We start from the raw sequence: 19193 nt of genomic DNA, 5'->3' as shown, positions 1-19193 counted from the left end.
TTAAAAAAGGTTCGAAAGCGTTGCTCACGCCATCGAACCTTTTTGATTATTATTTAAACTCAGCCACACGTAAACGGTTGTTAGCACGTTCTAACGCTCTTTTGGCTCTATTAATGTCACTATTATCATCATCATTTTCTAAATGTGATTCTGCTCTCGACTTAGCTAATTTAGCTCTCTCAACATCGATTTCGTTAGCAGCTTCTGCTGTTTGGACGATAATTGATAATTTATGTTGTCTAACTTCAACAAAACCATCACTAACTGCTACATATTCATTACCATTGTGAAAGTTAACTTTAACATAGCCAGTTTTTAATGCGGCAACTGTTGGAATGTGTCCACTCATGATACCCATTTCACCAGCTGTCGTTTGTAATACAGCTAGTTCTACATCTTCACGATCGTAGACAGAACCATTAGGAGTGACAATATTTAGGCTTAATGTATTCATTATCCATACCTCCTAATTATTAGACTTCAACACCCATATCTTTGGCTTTTTCAATTACGTCTTCCATACTACCTAATAAACGGAAAGCATCTTCTGGAATATGGTCATATTTACCATCTAAAATATCTCTGAAATCAGATACTGTCGTTTTTACAGGTACATAAGAACCTTTTTGACCAGTGAATTGTTCAGCTACGTGGAAGTTTTGTGATAAGAAGAATTGAATTCTACGTGCACGTTCTACAGTTTGTTTATCTTCATCAGATAATTCATCCATACCAAGAATAGCAATGATATCTTGTAATTCTCTGTATTTTTGTAATGTAGATTGAACTTCACGCGCTACATCGTAATGTTCTTGACCAACGATTGATGGTTCTAAAGCTCTTGAAGTTGAAGCCAATGGATCTACCGCTGGATAGATACCCATCTCAGTTAATTTACGCTCTAAGTTTGTTGTTGCATCTAAGTGAGCGAAAGTTGTAGCTGGCGCAGGGTCAGTGTAGTCATCGGCTGGTACGAATACTGCTTGGATAGATGTTACAGAACCTTTATTAGTTGAACTAATACGTTCTTGTAATTGACCCATTTCAGTAGCAAGTGTTGGTTGGTAACCAACGGCTGAAGGCATACGTCCTAATAATGCAGATACCTCAGAACCAGCTTGAGTAAATCTGAAGATGTTATCGATGAATAATAACACGTCTTGACCTTCTTCATCACGGAAGTATTCTGCCATTGTTAAACCTGATAATGCTACACGCATACGTGCACCTGGTGGCTCGTTCATTTGACCGAATACCATCGCTGTTTTCTTAATTACACCACTGTCGCTCATTTCATAATAAAGGTCGTTACCTTCACGTGTACGTTCACCTACACCGGCGAATACAGAAATACCACCGTGCTCTTGAGCGATGTTATTGATTAATTCTTGGATTAAAACTGTTTTACCAACTCCGGCACCACCGAATAATCCAATTTTACCACCTTTGATGTAAGGTGCTAATAAGTCTACTACTTTAATACCAGTTTCTAAGATTTCTACTTTAGTAGATAATTCATCGAAGCCAGGTGCTTGTCTATGAATAGGATCGCGACGTACTGAATCATCAATTTTTTCGTCTAAATCGATTGTTTCTCCTAATACGTTAAATACTCTTCCTAAAGTTGCATCACCAACAGGTACACTGATATCTTTACCTGTATTTTTAACTTCCATACCTCTTTGAACGCCGTCAGTTGAGTCCATAGCGATTGTACGTACAACATCATCACCTAATTGAAGAGCAACTTCAAGAGTTAAATGAAGCGTGCCATCTTCTTTAGGAACTTCGATGTGTAGGGCATTGTTAATATCAGGAACTTCATTATGTTCAAAACGAACATCGATTACTGGACCCATAACTTGAGTTACACGGCCAATTCCCATGTTGATTTCCTCCTTTTAATATTATTCAAGAGCTGCTGAACCACCAACAATTTCAGTAATTTGTTGAGTGATCGCTGCTTGTCTCGCTCTATTGTATTCTAATGATAGATCATCAATAAGTTCAGTCGCATTATCAGAAGCATTTTTCATTGCAGTCATACGAGAAGCATGCTCACTAGCTTTAGCATCTAGGATAGTACCGTAGATTAAGCTTTCAACGTATTGCGGTAGAATAACGCTTAAAATAGATTCTTTATCTGGTTCAAATTCATAAGATGACATTTGACCATGACCTTGGCTAGAATCTTCTTGAGATAATGGTAAAACTTGTTTTGTTGTTGGTTTATTTTCTAAAACACTCACATAGTGACTATAGTAAATAGTTAATTCGTCAATATTTTCTTCACTATATAAATCAATCGCATGTTTCGCAATCGCTTGAACTGATTTAAATGAAGGTTGATCTGGTAAATCTACTAAAGAACTTTCGATTTCATAACCTCTATTGTTAAAGAAATCTACACCTTGTTGACCTAAAACGATAATACTGTATTCACTGTTATCTTTGTGTTTAGATTTAATATCATTCACTAAGCTTTTTAATACGTTCGTACTATATGCTCCTGCTAAACCTTTATCACTCGTAATAATTAAATAACCACTACGTTTAACATCTCTTGGTTTAAGCATAGGATGATTTGAGGAACTATTTGCACCTGCTACTGCTGTAATAGCATCTTGCATTTTTTCCATGTAAGGTCTGAACTGTTTAGTATTTTTCTCAGCTCTACGTAATTTAGAACTAGATACCATGTTCATGGCCTTAGTAATTTGTTTCATCTTTTTTGTCGATTTTATTCGATTATCTATCTCTTTTAGAGAGCCCATTATCTCACCACCTTATTATTTAGAGTATTAACGCTTCACTTTAAACTTTCAAAATGAAGTGACGTCTTAAATGTACTCTCAATTTCGCAGTTACATTCTATTTAGGTAGAATTATTGTTCTGATTTATTAAAACTTTTTTTGAATTCTGTAATAGCAGAATCAAATTTATCAGCATCTGGTAAAGCACCAGTTTCTCTGATTTCACTTAATAATTCAGTTGCATTCGCATCTGCCCAGTGGTTTAATTCATCTTCAAATCGAGTAATATCTTCCACAGGAATATCGTCTAAATAACCTTTTGTTAATGCATAAATAATTAACACTTGATATTCAACAGGTAGAGGATGGTTTTGGTCTTGTTTTAGAACTTCTACAGTACGTTTACCACGTTCTAATTTTTGTGCAGTAAATTCATCTAAATCAGAACCAAATTGTGCGAATGATTCTAACTCACGGTAAGAAGCTAAATCTAAACGTAACGTTCCGGCTACTTTTTTCATAGCTTTGATTTGAGCTGAACCACCAACACGAGATACTGATTGTCCAGCGTTAATAGCTGGTCTTACACCAGAGAAGAATAAGTCTGATTGTAAGAAGATTTGTCCATCAGTAATTGAAATAACGTTAGTTGGTACATACGCTGAAATGTCACCAGCTTGTGTTTCGATAATTGGTAATGCTGTAATCGAACCGCCACCTAACTCATCGTTAAGTTTTGCTGCTCTTTCTAATAATCTACTATGTAAGTAGAATACATCACCTGGGTACGCTTCACGACCTGGAGGTCTACGTAATAGTAATGATAATTCACGGTAAGCTGCTGCTTGTTTAGTTAAATCATCATATACGATAAGAACATGTTTACCATTAAACATGAACTCTTCACCCATAGTTACACCAGCATAAGGCGCAATATATAGTAATGGAGCTGGATCAGCTGCTGAAGCTGATACAACGATTGTGTAATCTAAAGCTCCGGCTTGTCTTAATTTTTCTACATTTGCACGAACTGTTGAATCTTTTTGACCAATTGCAACATAGATACAAATCGTATCTTGGTCTTTTTGGTTAAGAATTGAGTCGATAGCAACAGTTGTTTTACCAGTTTGACGGTCACCGATAATTAACTCACGTTGACCGCGACCAATTGGTACTAACGCATCGATTGCTTTAATACCAGTTTGTAATGGTTGATCAACTGATTTACGATCCATAACACCAGTTGCTTTTTTCTCAACTGGACGTGTTTTAGTTGAATTAATAGGACCTTGCCCATCAATAGGTTGACCAAGTGGATTAACGACTCTTCCGATTAATTCGTCTCCTACTGGTACTTCCATAATACGACCTGTACGTTTAACTTCGTCACCTTCACTAATTTCGTTGTATGGTCCTAAAATAACCACACCAACATTAGACTCTTCAAGGTTTTGCGCTAAACCTAGCACGCCGTTGTGGAATTCTACTAGCTCACCAGCCATAACGTCGTTTAATCCGTGAATTAATGCAATACCATCACCAATTTGAAGTACAGTACCGACATCAGTTACGGACATTTCAGACTCATAATTTTCAATCTGTGAGCGAAGTAATGCACTGATTTCTTCAGCTTTTATGGCCATCTATGTCACTCCTCTTTAAATATTAGTTAGCTCTTTCAAATTTTCTTTGTAATTGAACAAGGTCATTTTTAACACTACCGTCCATCACAGTTGTACCGACCTTCACTCTAAATCCACCGATTAAGTCTGGATTGATTTTAGTGCTTACAATTACTCTAGATAAATGTGTTTGATTCTTAATTAATTGTTCGATTCTTGATAATTCATCTTCACTTAATTCATAAGTTGACTCTACAATTGCAAAGTCTTGATTGTAGTGTGCATTATATAAGCTTTGAAAAGCTCTAAATACATCTTCAATATATGATAAATGACGGTTATCTGCTAAAACTTTTAGCGTGTTAACAACATATTCATTTGCACTGCTATAAACCTCATTAACGAACGTTTTACGTTCATTTGCTGTTAATGAAGGGTTACTATCAATCGCTTTTAAACTTTTAATGTAGTCAAAAGATGAATGACTAATCGTTTCTAAATCTTCATATACTACATCTAATTGATTTGTATCGTTAGAGACATCAAATAATGCTTTGGCATATTTTTTTGCTACCTTTACCATTATTTATCCCCTGCCTCTTTTAAATACTTTTCAACTAATGCTTTTTGATCTTGCTCTGAAATTTCTTTTCTAAGAACTTTAGATGCGATTAATACTGATAGTTCAGATACTTGATTGTTGATATCAGCAAGCGCACGTTCTTTTTGACTGTTAATTTCACTTTGAGCAGTTTCAATCATGCCGTTAGCTCTTACGTTTGCTTCATGAATAATTTCTTCATGTTGCTTACGAGCTTGAATCTTAGCATCGTCTAAGATTTTTTGAACTTCATCTTGAGTCTCTTTAAGTGTCTTTCTATTTTCTTCTTCAAGTTTTTGAGCGTTAACTTTAGCTTGTTCAGCATCGTCGATATCTTTATTGATATCACGCTCACGTTTGTCCATTACTTCTTTTAATGGACCCCAAGCAAATTTCTTTAATAGTGCAAGTAGTACTACGAATGTGGCTATAGTTACAAGCATTGTTCCCCATTGTACACCTGCACCTAGAACGAATGTATTAGCTGTTGCAGTCACGGGCTCATGACACTCCTTTCGTCGATATAATCACTAAGCTATAAAAAACAAAACGAACGGCGATAGTCTTGTAACAGACTTCGCCTTAATATGTCTTATCCAGCAAATGTCATGAACGCAATTACAACACCGATGATAGGTAAAGCCTCAACTAAACCAACACCAATGAACATGATACCCATTAATTGACCACGTGCTTCTGGTTGACGTGCTACACCTTCAACTGTTCTAGATACGATAAGACCGTTACCGATACCTGCACCTAATGCTGATAAACCAATTGCGATTGCCGCTGCGATTAAATTCATAATAAATTTTCCTCCTAAGAATTGTATATAATTATTAAATTAATTTAGTGTCCATCTGCCACTTTATGTGACATGTAAACCATTGAAAGCATAATGAAGATATACGCTTGGATTGTGCCAACAAAGATTGAGAAAGCTTGCCAAACGATTAAACCTGGAATACTAATAATCCAACCCCATGCTGGTTGTTCGAAAATTAATCCTGCTAGTAAACTTAGTAGTAATTCACCAGCAAAGATATTCCCATAAAGTCGTAAACCTAACGTTAATGTAGATGTAAATTCTTCAAATACATTAATGATTGCAAGTGGCCAGAAAGGTTTAAAGTATCCAGCTGCATATGCTTTAGGTCCACGCATTTTAATACCATAAAAATGCGTTAGTAAAATCATAGTTGTAGATAACGTAAGAGTCACCGTTGCATCAGCTGTTGGCGATTTCCACCACAAATAATGATCTTTAGTAATAATAGCGAATGGTAAACCAAGCATATTGGCTACAAAAATGAAAAGAATTAATGTCACTGCTAAGAAGTGGAAGTGACCACCTTTTTTCCAAGCCATATTACTTTCAATGATACCTCTTACAAAATCAAATACCCATTCAATGAAGTTTTGCTTTCCAGTTGGTCGTTTTTTAAGATTACGTGTACATATTATAGCTATGATGAAAACCAAAATCGCTGTAATAACTACCATCATAACACTGGCCATGTCAAAGACGATATCGAATCCAAACACGTTCCAACTGACGAGTGGGGATTTGTGATCCATAAACTCACCTCTTTCATATTAAATTTTTACTCCCTTTTAAGTAGAGGGCGCAATATGATTACAATATAAGAAATCATTAAACCAATTAATACACCTATGATATTGATGTGATTCTTAAAGAAAAACCATAACAAACACGCAATGATTGCTACTAAATATCTCCAAATATTGCCCGTTGATATATGTATAGCATCTTTCTCTTTAGCCTTTGCCAAATAGCTTTCAAAGATGTATGTATTAACCAAAGAACCACATGCACCTATCAATAAACCTAAAATAAAAGGGCGGGGTACAATTAGATACAATATCCCAAGTATTATCAAGAGATAGAGATAATATTGGATATATTGTTTGAAAATGATGTAGAAACGACTCATTTATATGCCTCCGAGTGTCTTATACCAATCATGTAAACCGTTCCACTCATACAATCTAAATGATAATACAGGCTATTGTACGGTGTCAATTCCATTCAAAGTCTTGTTAAATTTTAAGACATTTTCGTCACAAAATATTCACAAAATATATCAATGCAATTTTTTCGTTATTTAAAATGATTAGGTTTTTTATCTAATAAGCCAAAGTAGAATTTGATATGCTCCACAATTCTTAAACTAGCTTTGCCGTCTCCATATGGATTCATTGCATGGCTCATTTTGTTATAAACAATTTCATTATCTAATAATTGTTTCGTTGCGTTATAAACTTGTTGCTCATCGGTACCCACAACTTTCAAGGTACCTGCCTCTACCCCCTCAGGTCGTTCAGTCGTCTCTCTAAGCACAAGGACTGGTTTATGCAATGATGGCGCTTCTTCTTGAATACCACCTGAATCTGTCATAATAAGATATGCATGTTTCGCAAAATTATGAAAATCAACAACATCTAAAGGTTCAATGAGTTCTATGCGTTCATGATTGCCTAAGTATGTTTCAGCTAATTCCCTTACTTTAGGATTCATGTGTACTGGATATACTAAAACTAAATCATCGTAATCTTCAATTAACCTTCTCACTGCTTTAAACACATTTTTCATTGGTTGACCAATATTTTCTCTTCTGTGTGCAGTAAGTAGAATAAACTTTTTATTTCTATGTTTATCAATAATTTGAGATGTATACTGATCATCAATTGTATAATCCATTGCATCAATAGCTGTATTACCTGTGACAACTACTTTGTCAGAAGCCTTACCTTCATTAATTAAATTCGTTGCTGCATTAAGAGTTGGGGCAAAATGCAAGTCTGCCATTACCCCAACCATTTGTCTGTTCATCTCCTCAGGAAATGGAGAATATTTATCGTAACTTCTTAAACCTGCTTCAACATGAGCGATTGGTGTTTGATTATAAAATGCAGCAAGTGCTCCTGAGAATGTAGTGACTGTATCACCGTGTACAAGAACCATATCTGGCACTTCAGATTTAATTATGTCCTCAAGTTGAACCATCGATTTCGATGTAATACCAGACAATGTTTGCCCTGTTTTCATGATATTTAAATCATGATGAGGAACGATATTAAACGTCTTCAAAACTGAATCAAGCATTTCTCTATGTTGTGCTGTAACAACAACTATAGGCTCCAACTCAGGATCTTTTTCTAATGCTTTTACAAGTGGTGCCATCTTAATAGCTTCAGGTCTTGTTCCGAAAATGGTCATAATTTTTTTCTTCAAAAATATCTATCTCCGAATCTATTATTTAGTACCAAACAATCTATCACCAGCATCACCTAAACCAGGTGTAATGTATGCTTTATCATTTAGCTTTTCATCAAGTGCTGCGATATAAATGTCAACATCAGGATGTGCTTCTTGCATCTTTTCAACACCTTCGGGTGCAGCGATTAAGCACATAAAACGAATACTTTTCGCACCACGTTGTTTTAATGATGAAATGGCTTCTATAGCTGAAGCGCCTGTTGCTAACATTGGATCAACAACAATAATTTGTCTCTCATCGATATCTTGAGGTAATTTGGCAAAGTACTCTACAGCTTTAAGTGTTTCTGGGTCTCTGTACAAGCCAATATGCCCTACTCTTGCAGCAGGAACTAAGCTTAATACGCCATCAGTCATTCCTAAACCTGCTCTCAAAATAGGTACAACAGCCAATTTTTTACCTGCTAAGCGCTTAGCTGTCATTTTGGTTACAGGTGTTTGAATTTCAACATCTTGTAACTCTAAATCTCTAGTTACTTCATAAGCCATCAACATGCCTACTTCATCTACAAGCTCTCTGAATTCTTTCGTACCAGTATGAGCGTCTCTAATATAGCTTAATTTGTGTTGAATTAACGGATGATCAAAAACATGTACTTTACTCATTTTCATATTCCTCCAATGTGTTTATCTATTATTCATATAGTGGATATTTTGAAGTAAGGGCGTGTACTCTTTCTTTAGCTTCATTGAGTTTAGCTTCATCATCTGTATGTTTTAAAGCTAAGCTAATGATTCTTGCTACTTCCTCAAATGCTGATTCATCGAAACCACGTGTTGTTGCTGCAGGTGTTCCAAGTCTAATACCACTTGTAACAAATGGCTTTTCTTGATCAAATGGAATCGTATTCTTATTACAAGTAATGCCTACTTTATCAAGTGTTTCTTCTGCTACTTTACCAGTAATATTAATAGAACCTTTAACATCAACAGCTACTAAATGGTTATCTGTGCCACCTGAGACAACTCTAAACCCTTCATCTATTAAAGTTTTAGACAAAGCTTGAGCATTTTTAATGACTTGTTGTTGATAAACTTTAAAGTCGCTATGCAATGCTTCTCCAAATGCTACGGCTTTAGCAGCAATTACGTGTTCTAAAGGTCCACCTTGAATGCCAGGGAAGATTGTCTTATCTATGTCTTTTTTATACTCTTCTTTACATAAAATCATACCCCCACGAGGTCCACGTAAAGTTTTATGTGTCGTAGTCGTAACAAAATCAGCATATTCCACAGGGTTAGGATGTAAACCAGCTGCTACTAATCCAGCAATATGTGCCATATCTACCATTAATTTAGCGCCAACTTCGTCCGCAATCTCTTTAAACTTTTTGAAGTCAATCGTTCTTGAATATGCAGAAGCTCCAGCGACAATTAATTTTGGTTTATGTTCTAAAGCTAATCGACGTACTTCGTCATAATTAATACGTTCAGTTTCTTTATCTACACCATATTCAACGAAATTATAGAATTTACCACTGAAATTCACTGGTGAGCCATGTGTTAAATGACCTCCATGACTTAAGTTCATTCCTAAAACAGTATCTCCCATTTCAATGGCTACTAGATATACAGCCATATTGGCTTGAGAACCTGAATGAGGTTGCACATTTACATGTTCAGCACCAAATAATGCTTTAGCACGGTCGATTGCAACAGTTTCAGTTACATCTACATACTCACAACCACCATAGTAACGGCGACCAGGATATCCTTCTGCATATTTATTTGTTAAAACTGAGCCTTGTGCTTCCATAACAGCTTCAGATACAAAATTCTCAGATGCAATTAATTCAATATTTCCGTTTTGACGGTTGTACTCCTTTTGAATTGCTTCAAAAATAACTTTATCCTGTTTTTCGATATAAGACATAAAAAATCCCCTTCTTCCTTAATATTAATGATATTTAGCACGTTCGCCACCAATTTTCTTAGGTCTTGATGTTGCTATGGTAACGATAGCTTCTCCAACTTGTTTAACACTTGTTCTAACTGGAACACAAACATGTTTAATATGCATACCAATTAATGTTTGACCAATATCTATACCTTTTGGAACAGTAATATGTTCTACTACAATTGGATCTTTCATATGTTGATAAGCATAAGTGGATAAACTTCCACCTGCATGTACATCTGGAACAACAGTAACTTCTTCCATAGTCAGTGGGTTGAAATTTGTGCTTTCCATTGTAATCGCCCTATTGATATGTTCACATCCTTGAAAGACAAACGACACGCCTGTATCCTTTTCAATTTGTTTCAATGCTTCAAAAATTTCTTTAGCAATATCCATTGATCCCACTGAACCAATTTTTTCACCAATCACTTCTGAAGTTGAACATCCAATGATACACAATTCGCCTTTCTTAAAGAACGACATATCTTTTAGTTCGTCAAGCAGTTTTTGTAAATCACGCATTTGAACCCACCCCTTTGTATAAAATAAAAAGGAACATAGCAAACCTGCTATACTCCCTAATTATAACTTATTTAAAGCCTAACATATACTAATTATATATAATTTAATCCCGAGTGGTTTTCATTTTCTTAACTAAATCGTAAATCTTGTGATACGTTTGTTCATATACTTCTGCAGGAGCCCCATAAGGATCTGCAATTTCACCATTAACATTGACGTATTCATTGAGTGTATAAACATTTGAATGCTGACCATATTGTGCCATAATCAATTCTTTATGAGATTTAGACATCGTTAAAATTAAATCCGCTTCTAAATCATCTATGCCTAACTGTTGGGCATTCGTAGGCTCAGGCAAATGATGATCATGAATAAGTTGTAACGATGCTTCTGAAATAGCTTGTCCATCCATCGCAAATAATCCACGTGATTGAATATCATCATTTGGCAATAACTTTTTAGCAATACTTTCTGCCAATGGACTACGACATGTATTTCCTGTACATACAAATATGATTTTCATAGCGTATCACCTTTAATTATTTCATTACCTGCTGCTTTGAGCATTCTATTCATAATTGCCTCAGATTGATCCTTTTTTTCAAATCCGAAAATAAAAGCACGTTGAATGTCACTAGAGCGATCTATTGAATGCAAGATGCTATATAAATTGTGGTTAGCAGTTTTAATATCTTGAGCATTCTTACATAAAGAAATGAACTGTGCACTTTCCGGTAGTAAAGATTTCATACTTTCAGGAAAAATAAAAGCAGTATCTTTCCATTTCTCATTATTATCAATTTTATGATTTATATTTTCAATAATTGTAAGAGGAGTATCTGGCGAATAATGTTTATATTTCATACCTGGCGCAATAGGCTTTTCATTTTCAGTAAAATGAATATCTTGCACACTTTCTGGTAAGACTTTCTCAATCATCTCTTTCGTTACTGAGCCTGGACGCGCAATGCGAAATGGAAACTGCGTGCAATCAAGAACTGTACTCTCGAGCCCTTCTTCACTTTGATCACCGTTTACAATACCGTCAATTTTATGATTTAAGTCATGAAACACATGGTCAAATGTCGTAGGTGATGGGCGACCACTTAAGTTAGCACTTGGTGCAGCAATGGGTTCATCTATAACTTGAAGTAACGCTCTTCCTATTTTATGACTAGGCATACGAACAGCAATGGAATTCAATCCCCCTGTTACTGTTTCACATAAATAACCTGATTTAAGCGGTAAAATAAAGGAAATAGGCCCAGGCCAAAATGCATCCATTAGTTTTGAAACACGTTCATCAACATGTTCAACAAAATTATCCAGTTGCTTTCTATGATGTACATGAACGATTAAAGGATTGTCAGAAGGTCGACCCTTAGCTTCATAAATCTTTTTAACTGCTTCTTCATCTTTTGCATTTGCACCTAACCCATATACCGTCTCCGTTGGAATCGCTACTAATCCACCTTTAATCACGGTATCTTTGATATAATTTATATATGGATATTGATGTAAGTTATCTTTAAAGGCCCGAACATCCCAAATGTGAGTTTCCATTTTCTTCACCTCTTTCTAATTTATATCATGTCCGGAAAAAAGAGTGGAACTTAATTCAGTTAGTCGTTTGTTGAATTTAAAGTCCCACCCATCTTATATTTATAATGATTATATTAGTAACACAACATATGGTTAAACATTTTTTATTTATTGAAACCACGATTAAATATACACTTAACAATTGAAAGTTGAATTACCATTTAATAGATACGATACGCTGATGCCCATTAATGTCTCGTATCACTTCTACTTCTTTGTTTGGATACATTGTTGTCACGATCGACTTCAATTTTTCACCTTGATTATAACCAATTTCAAAAACAACATGTCCATTTTCATTCATTACTTGTGGTAAATCTTTTAAGATGTCCTCATAAATAGCATAGCCTTTATTTTCAGCAAAAAGTGCATGGTGAGGTTCAAATTGAAGTACCGTATCATCCATGTCTTTAGATTCCGCTTCATCAATATAAGGAGGATTCGAAATTAAGCCATCTACTTTAATCCCCTTCTCAATTAATGGCTTTAACGCATTTCCTTGAAGAAAGTGAATATCCTGTTGATGGGTATCCGCATTGTTTCTAGCCACATTTAAAGTATCTTCATATAAATCTGTAGCATAGACATCTAAATCGGGGCGAAGCAATTTCAGAGTGACTGCAATTGCTCCACTACCTGTTCCTATATCTACTACACCATCTTTATTACGACATAATTTAAGAAAATGAAGCATCACTTCTTCAGTTTCCGGACGTGGGATAAGACAGTTGGCATCAACTTTAAACTTATATCCATAAAATGATTGGAAACCTACAATATATTGAATCGGTTCTCCCTTCAACATTCTATGTAGCGCTAAATCAAATTTCGAAATATCAGCCTGTGACATTAATTCCTGACTATGAATAAGATAATCTGTCCTAGACCATTGAAAAACATCTAAGAATAACCATTCTGCTCTACTTTGTTCATATCCTTTATCTAAAGTGAGTTGGATAGCTTCTTCAAGCTTTTCTTTATAATTCACCATTATTTAATTCTTTCAATTTCTCAGTTTGTTCAGAAAGTGTGAGCGCGTCGATAATCTCATCTAAATGTCCTTCCATGATTTGGCCGAGCTTTTGCAGTGTTAAACCAATACGGTGGTCAGTCACACGACTTTGTGGGTAATTATAAGTTCTAATACGTTCAGAACGGTCCCCTGTCCCTACTGCCGACTTTCTTTGAGATGCATATTTTTGTTGCTCTTCTTGTAATTTCATATCATATAAACGTGCTTTCAACACTTTCATTGCTTTTTCACGGTTTTGAATTTGAGATTTCTCAGAAGATGTCGCAATTACACCCGTTGGCAAGTGAGTAATACGGACAGCTGAGTCAGTTGTATTGACGTGCTGACCACCCGCACCACTTGAACGATACGTATCAATTTTCAAGTCTTCATTGCGTATTTCAATTTCAACATCCTCTACTTCAGGTAGAACTGCTACTGTAGCAGTAGATGTATGAATACGACCGCCTGATTCTGTTTCTGGTACACGTTGCACACGATGTGCCCCATTTTCAAATTTCAGTTTACTATATGCGCCACTACCAGATACTGAAAAACTGATTTCTTTATAACCACCATGATCACTTTCTGATGCTTCGACTATTTCAGTCTTAAAGCCATTTGCTTCGGCATATTTAGAGTACATTCTCATTAAATCTCCGGCAAAAATAGCTGCCTCATCTCCTCCAGCAGCAGCACGAATCTCAACGATAACGTCTTTTTCATCATTTGGATCTTTAGGTATTAATAAAATTTTCAGTTCTTCTTCCATTTCTGGTAATTCATTTTTTAATGCAGTACTTTCTTCTTTAAGCATCTCAACTTCTTCTTTATCAGAAGTTTCTCTTAACATTTCTTCGATATCTTCTAATTCTTCTTTTTTCGATTTATAACTACGATAAACATCTACCGTTTTCTGTAAATCTGCTTGTTCTTTAGAATACTTTCTTAATTTATCTGAATCATTGACAACATCAGGGTCACTTAACATTTCATTTAATTGTTCATATCGCTCTTCAACTATATCTAATTGATCAAACACTACATTTCCTCCTTCTCATTTTCACTTGGAGCCACAATATGATGCGCTCTACAACGTGGTTCGTAACTTTCATTTGCACCAACTAATATAATTGGATCATCAATTTTAGCTGGTTCACCATTGATTAATCGTTGCGTACGGCTTGATGGTGAGCCACAAACGGCACATACCGCTTGCAGTTTAGTTACCTGTTCACTTACCGCTAATAACTTTGGCATAGGTTCAAATGGTTCTCCCCTAAAATCCATATCAAGACCTGCTACAACAACTCTATGACCATTTTCAGCAAGTTGTTCTGCTATATTGACAATCTCATCATCAAAGAATTGCACTTCATCTATTCCGATAACATCTACATTGTGTAAATCTTGATTTAAAATTTCTCTAGCCGTAGAAATATTTATCGCTTCAATCTCATTACCATCATGGGAGACGACCTTTTCTTTATGGTAACGATCATCAATTGCCGGTTTGAACACGACTACTTTCTGTTTCGCATAAATCCCACGTCTTAATCGACGTATTAACTCCTCGGATTTACCACTAAACATACTTCCAGTAATAGTTTCAATCCATCCGGAATGGTACGTTTCATACATTGAGAGTTCCACCTTTTTTCAAAACATAATCGCTTAATTATATCATATTTTTTATGTAGTTAAATGCATTTTCAAAGTATTATTCTAAATTAAGCAATGATACTCACTTATTACAAACAATTTAGGAACTTAACTCTCAACCCTCATTTATTGTAACGAAAATATCCAAAATAAAAAAACTGTCTACAATCCCATAATAATGGATACGTAGACAGTTGAAATTCAAAATTAGTTGTTGTTTGATTTGAAACCAAACTTTTTGTTGAAGCGTTCCACACGACCATCCGCAGCAGCGAATTTTTGACGGCCAGTATAGAATGGATGTGAATCAGAAGATACGTCTAAACGAATAACTGGGTATTCATTTCCATCTTCCCATTCCATAGTTTCTGAAGATGTTTTAGTAGAACCACTTAAGAATTTAAAGTTTGTAGTTGTATCTAAAAAGATAACTTTGTGGTATTCAGGATGAATTCCTTGTTTCATTTCTTTCAGCTCCTTTGCCCTGAACCATCTGGAACAGAGTTATTTGTGAGTTTTTTACCCAATACTGTGTAATTATAATAGGAATCAATTTAAAACGCAACCCTTTATCAATATTCGTTAGATAATTGGTTTACCTGTTTTCGTGCTTTCTTCGGCTGATTTTTGTAATTGAGTGAAAAATTCTTTATTATTTTTCGAGCGTTTTAATTTTCGGATGAAGCGTTCTGTAAAATCAGTAGAGTCTGTAAATAAATTACGTAATTGCCATAATGAATCGAGTTCGGCTTTCGAAATAAGTAATTCTTCTTTACGCGTAGAACTTCTACCAATATCAATGGCTGGGAATATTCTACGTTCTGATAATTTACGATCAAGATGAAGTTCCATGTTTCCTGTACCTTTGAATTCTTCGTAAATCATATCATCCATTCTTGATCCAGTTTCAACAAGTGCTGTAGCTAAAATAGTTAAGCTTCCCCCTGCTTCAATATTTCTCGCTGCACCGAAAAAGGCTTTCGGTTTATGAAGAGATGCTGGATCTAAACCACCAGATAATGTTCGACCACTTGGTGGAATAACAAGGTTGTATGCACGAGCTAAACGTGTAATTGAATCCATTAAGATGATGACATCTTCACCAATTTCAACCAAACGCTTGGCACGCTCTAGTAATAATTCAGCTACCTTAACGTGATGTTCTGGCGGCTCATCGAATGTAGAATGTACAACTTCCGCAGATTCAACAGATCTTTCAATATCTGTCACTTCTTCTGGACGCTCACCTACAAGTAAAATAAAGAGTTTTGCTTCTGGTTTATTCGCTGCAATCGCATTTGCAATTTCTTTTAATAAACTTGTTTTACCAGCTTTAGGCGGAGCTACGATTAACCCACGTTGACCTAAACCAATCGGCGTCACTAAATCCATAATACGAGTAGAATAATTAGTTGGAGCTGTTTCTAATAAGATTCTTTCTTCAGGATATAGAGGTGTTAACGCTTGGAAGTGAGGACGTTTTTTTACTTCTTCTGCATTCTGATCATTAACAAAGTCAACTTGGAGTAATCCATAATATTTCTCATTATCTTTAGGCTTACGGACTTTACCAGTTACTTTATCGCCACGTTTAATTTCAAAACGTCGAATTTGGCTGGCAGAAATATAAATATCTTTCTCACCTTTAGAATAGTTGACTGTTCTAAGGAAACCATATCCATCTTGTTGTATATCATCCAAGATACCTTCCATGTAGTAATTGCCATCTTTCTCCATTTGAGCTTCCATGATGGCTAAAACTAATTCTTTTTTATTTAATTTACTATAATTCGTCAATTTTAAAGATTTGGCTTTTTGAGTGAGCTCTTTAGTAGTATTGTTCTTGTAAAGTTCGTGGAAAGATTCATACTGAGGAGACGTTCGTTCTCTTTCAGGCATAGACTTGCACCCATTTCGTTATTTTTTATGTTGCGAGGCTCTGACATATTAAACGTTTTTAGTAGGTTTTGATGAAAAGTTTCAAAATTTAACCTTGCGAAAACTTTTTTAACTTTTATAAAAACAAAGCAAAGTTAACTACTTTTTCACGTTCATATGTGTCTTAACCTTCTAAATACTAGAATAACTATAGCAAATTTTCATTTTAATTACAAAATGAATTTAGAAAATATAACAATAAAAACAAAACACGGAACTAAAATAGTTCCGTGCATCGTTTAATTGCAAGATTTAATCTATTTATTCAATTATTTAAAATATCCAGCAATTGATTTAACTTCTAAGAATTCTTCAATACCGTAATCGCCCCATTCGCGACCTAAACCTGATTGTTTATAGCCACCAAATGGTAGGTCTGGTTTTCTGCCAGCTTCATTGATTTCAATTGTACCGGCTTCTACTGAGCGTGCTACTTTGCGTAATGTGTCTTGATCTTTACCGATAACGTATCCGGCTAAACCATATTTAGTATCATTCGCAATTTCAATGGCTTCATCTAAATCATTATAAGTGATTACAGACATTACAGGACCAAAGATTTCTTCTTGAGCAATAGTCATTTGATTGTCCACATTGATGAAAATAGTTGGACGAGCGAAGTAACCTTGATCTAATCCTTCTGGTTTGCCAGGACCACCGTAGAAGAGTTCAGCACCTTCGTTAACACCTTTATCAATATAATCTTGAACTTGGTCGAATTGTTTTTTACTTATAATTGGACCAACTTGTGTGCCTTCTTCTCTAGGATTACCAACTTTAACTTGACTAAATTGTTCTTTCACTGCAGTTAAGAAATCTTCTTTAATGCTTTCAGGAACTAGTACACGTGTACCTGCAGTACAAACTTGTCCAGTATTGTTGACAACCTTGCCAGTCGTCGCTTTAGCAGCTTCTTGAATATCAACATCATCTAATACGATGTAAGGTGATTTACCACCTAATTCAAGAGATACTTTTTTGAAATCTTTTGCTGCTTTTTCCATAATTTTAGAACCTGTAGGGCCTGAACCAGTAAATGACATCATTCTTACTTTAGGATGTTCACTTAATGGATTACCTACACCTTCACCATCACCATTTACTAAGTTGAATACACCTTTAGGTACACCAACTTTGTCGAAGATTTCAGCTAAGATAATTGCCGCAAATGGTGTTTCTTCAGAAGGTTTTAACACGACTGGACTACCTGCCGCAAATGCTGCAGCTAATTTCAATGATGTTTGGTTAGTTGGGAAGTTCCATGGTGTTACTAATCCAGCTACCCCGATTGCTTCTTTAACTACTAAGTCATCACCACGTTGTTCTTCAAATTCAAAGTTATCTAGCGCATCTCTTGCAGCTGTAAAATGATCTAATCCCATTTGGTAATGTACATTTTCAGAAACGGATAATGGTGAACCAAGTTCATCAGTAATTGCTTCAATGATATCTTCTTTTCTATTTTCATACTCTTTTACAATTCTATCTAGTAAATCTCTTCTCTCTTCAACAGAGCTATGACGGAATTGTACATAAACGCTATCAGCAGCTTCTACTGCTTTGTTGACGTCATCTGCATTACCTTTTGCTACTGAACCCATCACTTCTTCAGTTGCAGGATTGATTACGTCTATTGTTTCGCCACTCGCACTATCAACCCATTCGCCGTTAATATATTGTTTAGTGAAATTTCTCATATTCAATCTTCACTCCTTCGAAATAGTTATATATATTAAATATCCTTTGAAAGCCTACTTTAAACATCAATATAATTGGAATAAATTGAGCGTTATTTATTTTCCGTTTAGTAACTATAAACGAAATGCCCTTTATTGCACAAAAAAATTGCCTACAAAGTTGAACTCCGTAAGCAATTTCTGACTAAATATTTTACTTAGATTTATTTTGAAGCATTCGTTTCTAATTCGACATATTTTTGTGCCCATTCTTCCATAGGCTTCAATGCTTCTGCTAATGCATGTCCTTTATCAGTCAATTCATACACAATTTCTATAGGACTTGAAGAAATAATTTTCTTTTCAACAAGATTCCATTCTCCTAAGTCAGTTAATTTTAAACTTAAAGCTCTAGGAGTAATTGTTTTTAAATCTCTTTTCATATCGGAAAAGTGAGCAGAATGACTTTCACATCTAGATAAATAGTTAATAATAAGTCCATTCCAACTCCGACCGACAATTTTGAAGGTTTCTTCAAGATATGGACAGATTTCCATTTGCCTCACCTCATATTAAATATGCTCATAATTGTAGGCATGTATC

At 35.2% G+C, this 19193-nt stretch carries 22 protein-coding genes; all 22 read right to left on the bottom strand.

The features are described from left to right. Nucleotides 1–49 precede the first annotated feature (49 nt). A complete protein-coding gene (locus tag HMPREF2580_RS00395) occupies nt 50–454 on the bottom strand; it encodes a F0F1 ATP synthase subunit epsilon (RefSeq protein WP_002445567.1) in 405 nt (134 codons plus the stop codon). Nucleotides 455–473: 19 nt separating this feature from the next. Next, complete coding sequence (atpD, locus tag HMPREF2580_RS00390; protein ID WP_002445568.1) at nt 474–1886, bottom strand: F0F1 ATP synthase subunit beta; 1413 nt, start codon at nt 1884–1886, stop codon at nt 474–476. 21 nt (nt 1887–1907) lie between these two features. Continuing rightward, nucleotides 1908–2774: an ATP synthase F1 subunit gamma gene (atpG, locus tag HMPREF2580_RS00385; protein ID WP_070830008.1), complete on the bottom strand. Its 867-nt coding sequence runs from the start codon at nt 2772–2774 to the stop codon at nt 1908–1910. 111 nt (nt 2775–2885) lie between these two features. Continuing rightward, the gene (gene atpA / locus HMPREF2580_RS00380) at nt 2886–4397 is read right to left on the bottom strand and encodes a F0F1 ATP synthase subunit alpha (protein ID WP_002445571.1); all 1512 of its coding nucleotides are present in this window, start codon (nt 4395–4397) and stop codon (nt 2886–2888) included. A 22-nt stretch (nt 4398–4419) separates the two neighbouring features. Continuing rightward, a complete protein-coding gene (locus tag HMPREF2580_RS00375; RefSeq protein WP_070830007.1) occupies nt 4420–4959 on the bottom strand; it encodes a F0F1 ATP synthase subunit delta in 540 nt (179 codons plus the stop codon). Next, a complete protein-coding gene (locus HMPREF2580_RS00370) occupies nt 4959–5474 on the bottom strand; it encodes a F0F1 ATP synthase subunit B (protein ID WP_002445575.1) in 516 nt (171 codons plus the stop codon). Before HMPREF2580_RS00370 ends, HMPREF2580_RS00375 begins: the two co-directional genes overlap by 1 nt. A gap of 95 nt (nt 5475–5569) precedes the next feature. Beyond that, complete coding sequence (atpE, locus tag HMPREF2580_RS00365; RefSeq protein WP_001048816.1) at nt 5570–5782, bottom strand: F0F1 ATP synthase subunit C; 213 nt, start codon at nt 5780–5782, stop codon at nt 5570–5572. A 44-nt stretch (nt 5783–5826) separates the two neighbouring features. Beyond that, nucleotides 5827–6555 (bottom strand): F0F1 ATP synthase subunit A, encoded by a 729-nt coding sequence (gene atpB / locus HMPREF2580_RS00360; protein ID WP_070830006.1) that lies wholly within the window; start codon nt 6553–6555, stop codon nt 5827–5829. Nucleotides 6556–6581: 26 nt separating this feature from the next. Continuing rightward, nucleotides 6582–6932, bottom strand: a complete 351-nt coding sequence (locus HMPREF2580_RS00355) for an ATP synthase subunit I (RefSeq protein ID WP_070830005.1) — start codon at nt 6930–6932, stop codon at nt 6582–6584. A 167-nt stretch (nt 6933–7099) separates the two neighbouring features. Next, nucleotides 7100–8218 carry a non-hydrolyzing UDP-N-acetylglucosamine 2-epimerase gene (wecB, locus tag HMPREF2580_RS00350; protein ID WP_070830027.1) on the bottom strand — a complete coding sequence of 373 codons (1119 nt, stop codon included), beginning with the start codon at nt 8216–8218 and terminating at the stop codon, nt 7100–7102. A 36-nt stretch (nt 8219–8254) separates the two neighbouring features. Beyond that, nucleotides 8255–8884, bottom strand: coding sequence for a uracil phosphoribosyltransferase (gene upp, locus HMPREF2580_RS00345; protein WP_037541861.1), 630 nt, complete (start codon nt 8882–8884; stop codon nt 8255–8257). 28 nt (nt 8885–8912) lie between these two features. Further along, nucleotides 8913–10151 (bottom strand): serine hydroxymethyltransferase, encoded by a 1239-nt coding sequence (gene glyA / locus HMPREF2580_RS00340; RefSeq protein WP_070830004.1) that lies wholly within the window; start codon nt 10149–10151, stop codon nt 8913–8915. Nucleotides 10152–10175: 24 nt separating this feature from the next. Beyond that, on the bottom strand, nt 10176–10700 hold the full coding sequence (locus HMPREF2580_RS00335) for a TIGR01440 family protein (protein ID WP_002445581.1): 525 nt from the start codon (nt 10698–10700) through the stop codon (nt 10176–10178). Between the two features lie 103 nt (nt 10701–10803). Further along, nucleotides 10804–11223 (bottom strand): low molecular weight protein arginine phosphatase, encoded by a 420-nt coding sequence (locus tag HMPREF2580_RS00330; RefSeq protein ID WP_002445583.1) that lies wholly within the window; start codon nt 11221–11223, stop codon nt 10804–10806. Next, entirely contained in the window at nt 11220–12263 is a 1044-nt protein-coding gene (locus HMPREF2580_RS00325; protein ID WP_070830003.1) for an L-threonylcarbamoyladenylate synthase, read from the bottom strand. Before HMPREF2580_RS00325 ends, HMPREF2580_RS00330 begins: the two co-directional genes overlap by 4 nt. 193 nt (nt 12264–12456) lie before the next feature. Further along, on the bottom strand, nt 12457–13293 hold the full coding sequence (gene prmC / locus HMPREF2580_RS00320; protein ID WP_070830002.1) for a peptide chain release factor N(5)-glutamine methyltransferase: 837 nt from the start codon (nt 13291–13293) through the stop codon (nt 12457–12459). Continuing rightward, complete coding sequence (gene prfA, locus HMPREF2580_RS00315; protein WP_070830001.1) at nt 13280–14356, bottom strand: peptide chain release factor 1; 1077 nt, start codon at nt 14354–14356, stop codon at nt 13280–13282. The genes prmC and prfA overlap by 14 nt, the downstream gene beginning before the upstream one ends. Further along, nucleotides 14356–14955: a thymidine kinase gene (locus HMPREF2580_RS00310; RefSeq protein ID WP_070830000.1), complete on the bottom strand. Its 600-nt coding sequence runs from the start codon at nt 14953–14955 to the stop codon at nt 14356–14358. The genes prfA and HMPREF2580_RS00310 overlap by 1 nt, the downstream gene beginning before the upstream one ends. A 228-nt stretch (nt 14956–15183) precedes the next feature. Beyond that, nucleotides 15184–15441, bottom strand: a complete 258-nt coding sequence (locus tag HMPREF2580_RS00305) for a type B 50S ribosomal protein L31 (protein WP_002435494.1) — start codon at nt 15439–15441, stop codon at nt 15184–15186. 117 nt (nt 15442–15558) lie between these two features. Further along, nucleotides 15559–16875 carry a transcription termination factor Rho gene (gene rho / locus HMPREF2580_RS00300; RefSeq protein WP_002445589.1) on the bottom strand — a complete coding sequence of 439 codons (1317 nt, stop codon included), beginning with the start codon at nt 16873–16875 and terminating at the stop codon, nt 15559–15561. Between the two features lie 308 nt (nt 16876–17183). Next, complete coding sequence (locus HMPREF2580_RS00295; protein WP_002445591.1) at nt 17184–18611, bottom strand: aldehyde dehydrogenase family protein; 1428 nt, start codon at nt 18609–18611, stop codon at nt 17184–17186. Between the two features lie 203 nt (nt 18612–18814). Then, nucleotides 18815–19147: a winged helix-turn-helix transcriptional regulator gene (locus HMPREF2580_RS00290; protein WP_002445593.1), complete on the bottom strand. Its 333-nt coding sequence runs from the start codon at nt 19145–19147 to the stop codon at nt 18815–18817. Between the last annotated feature and the right edge of the window lie 46 nt (nt 19148–19193).

Source organism: Staphylococcus sp. HMSC036D05, assembly GCF_001836225.1.
Lineage (GTDB): Bacteria > Bacillota > Bacilli > Staphylococcales > Staphylococcaceae > Staphylococcus > Staphylococcus caprae.
Note: the sequence above shows the minus strand (reverse complement) of the source record. Positions and strands in the feature narration are given on the sequence as shown.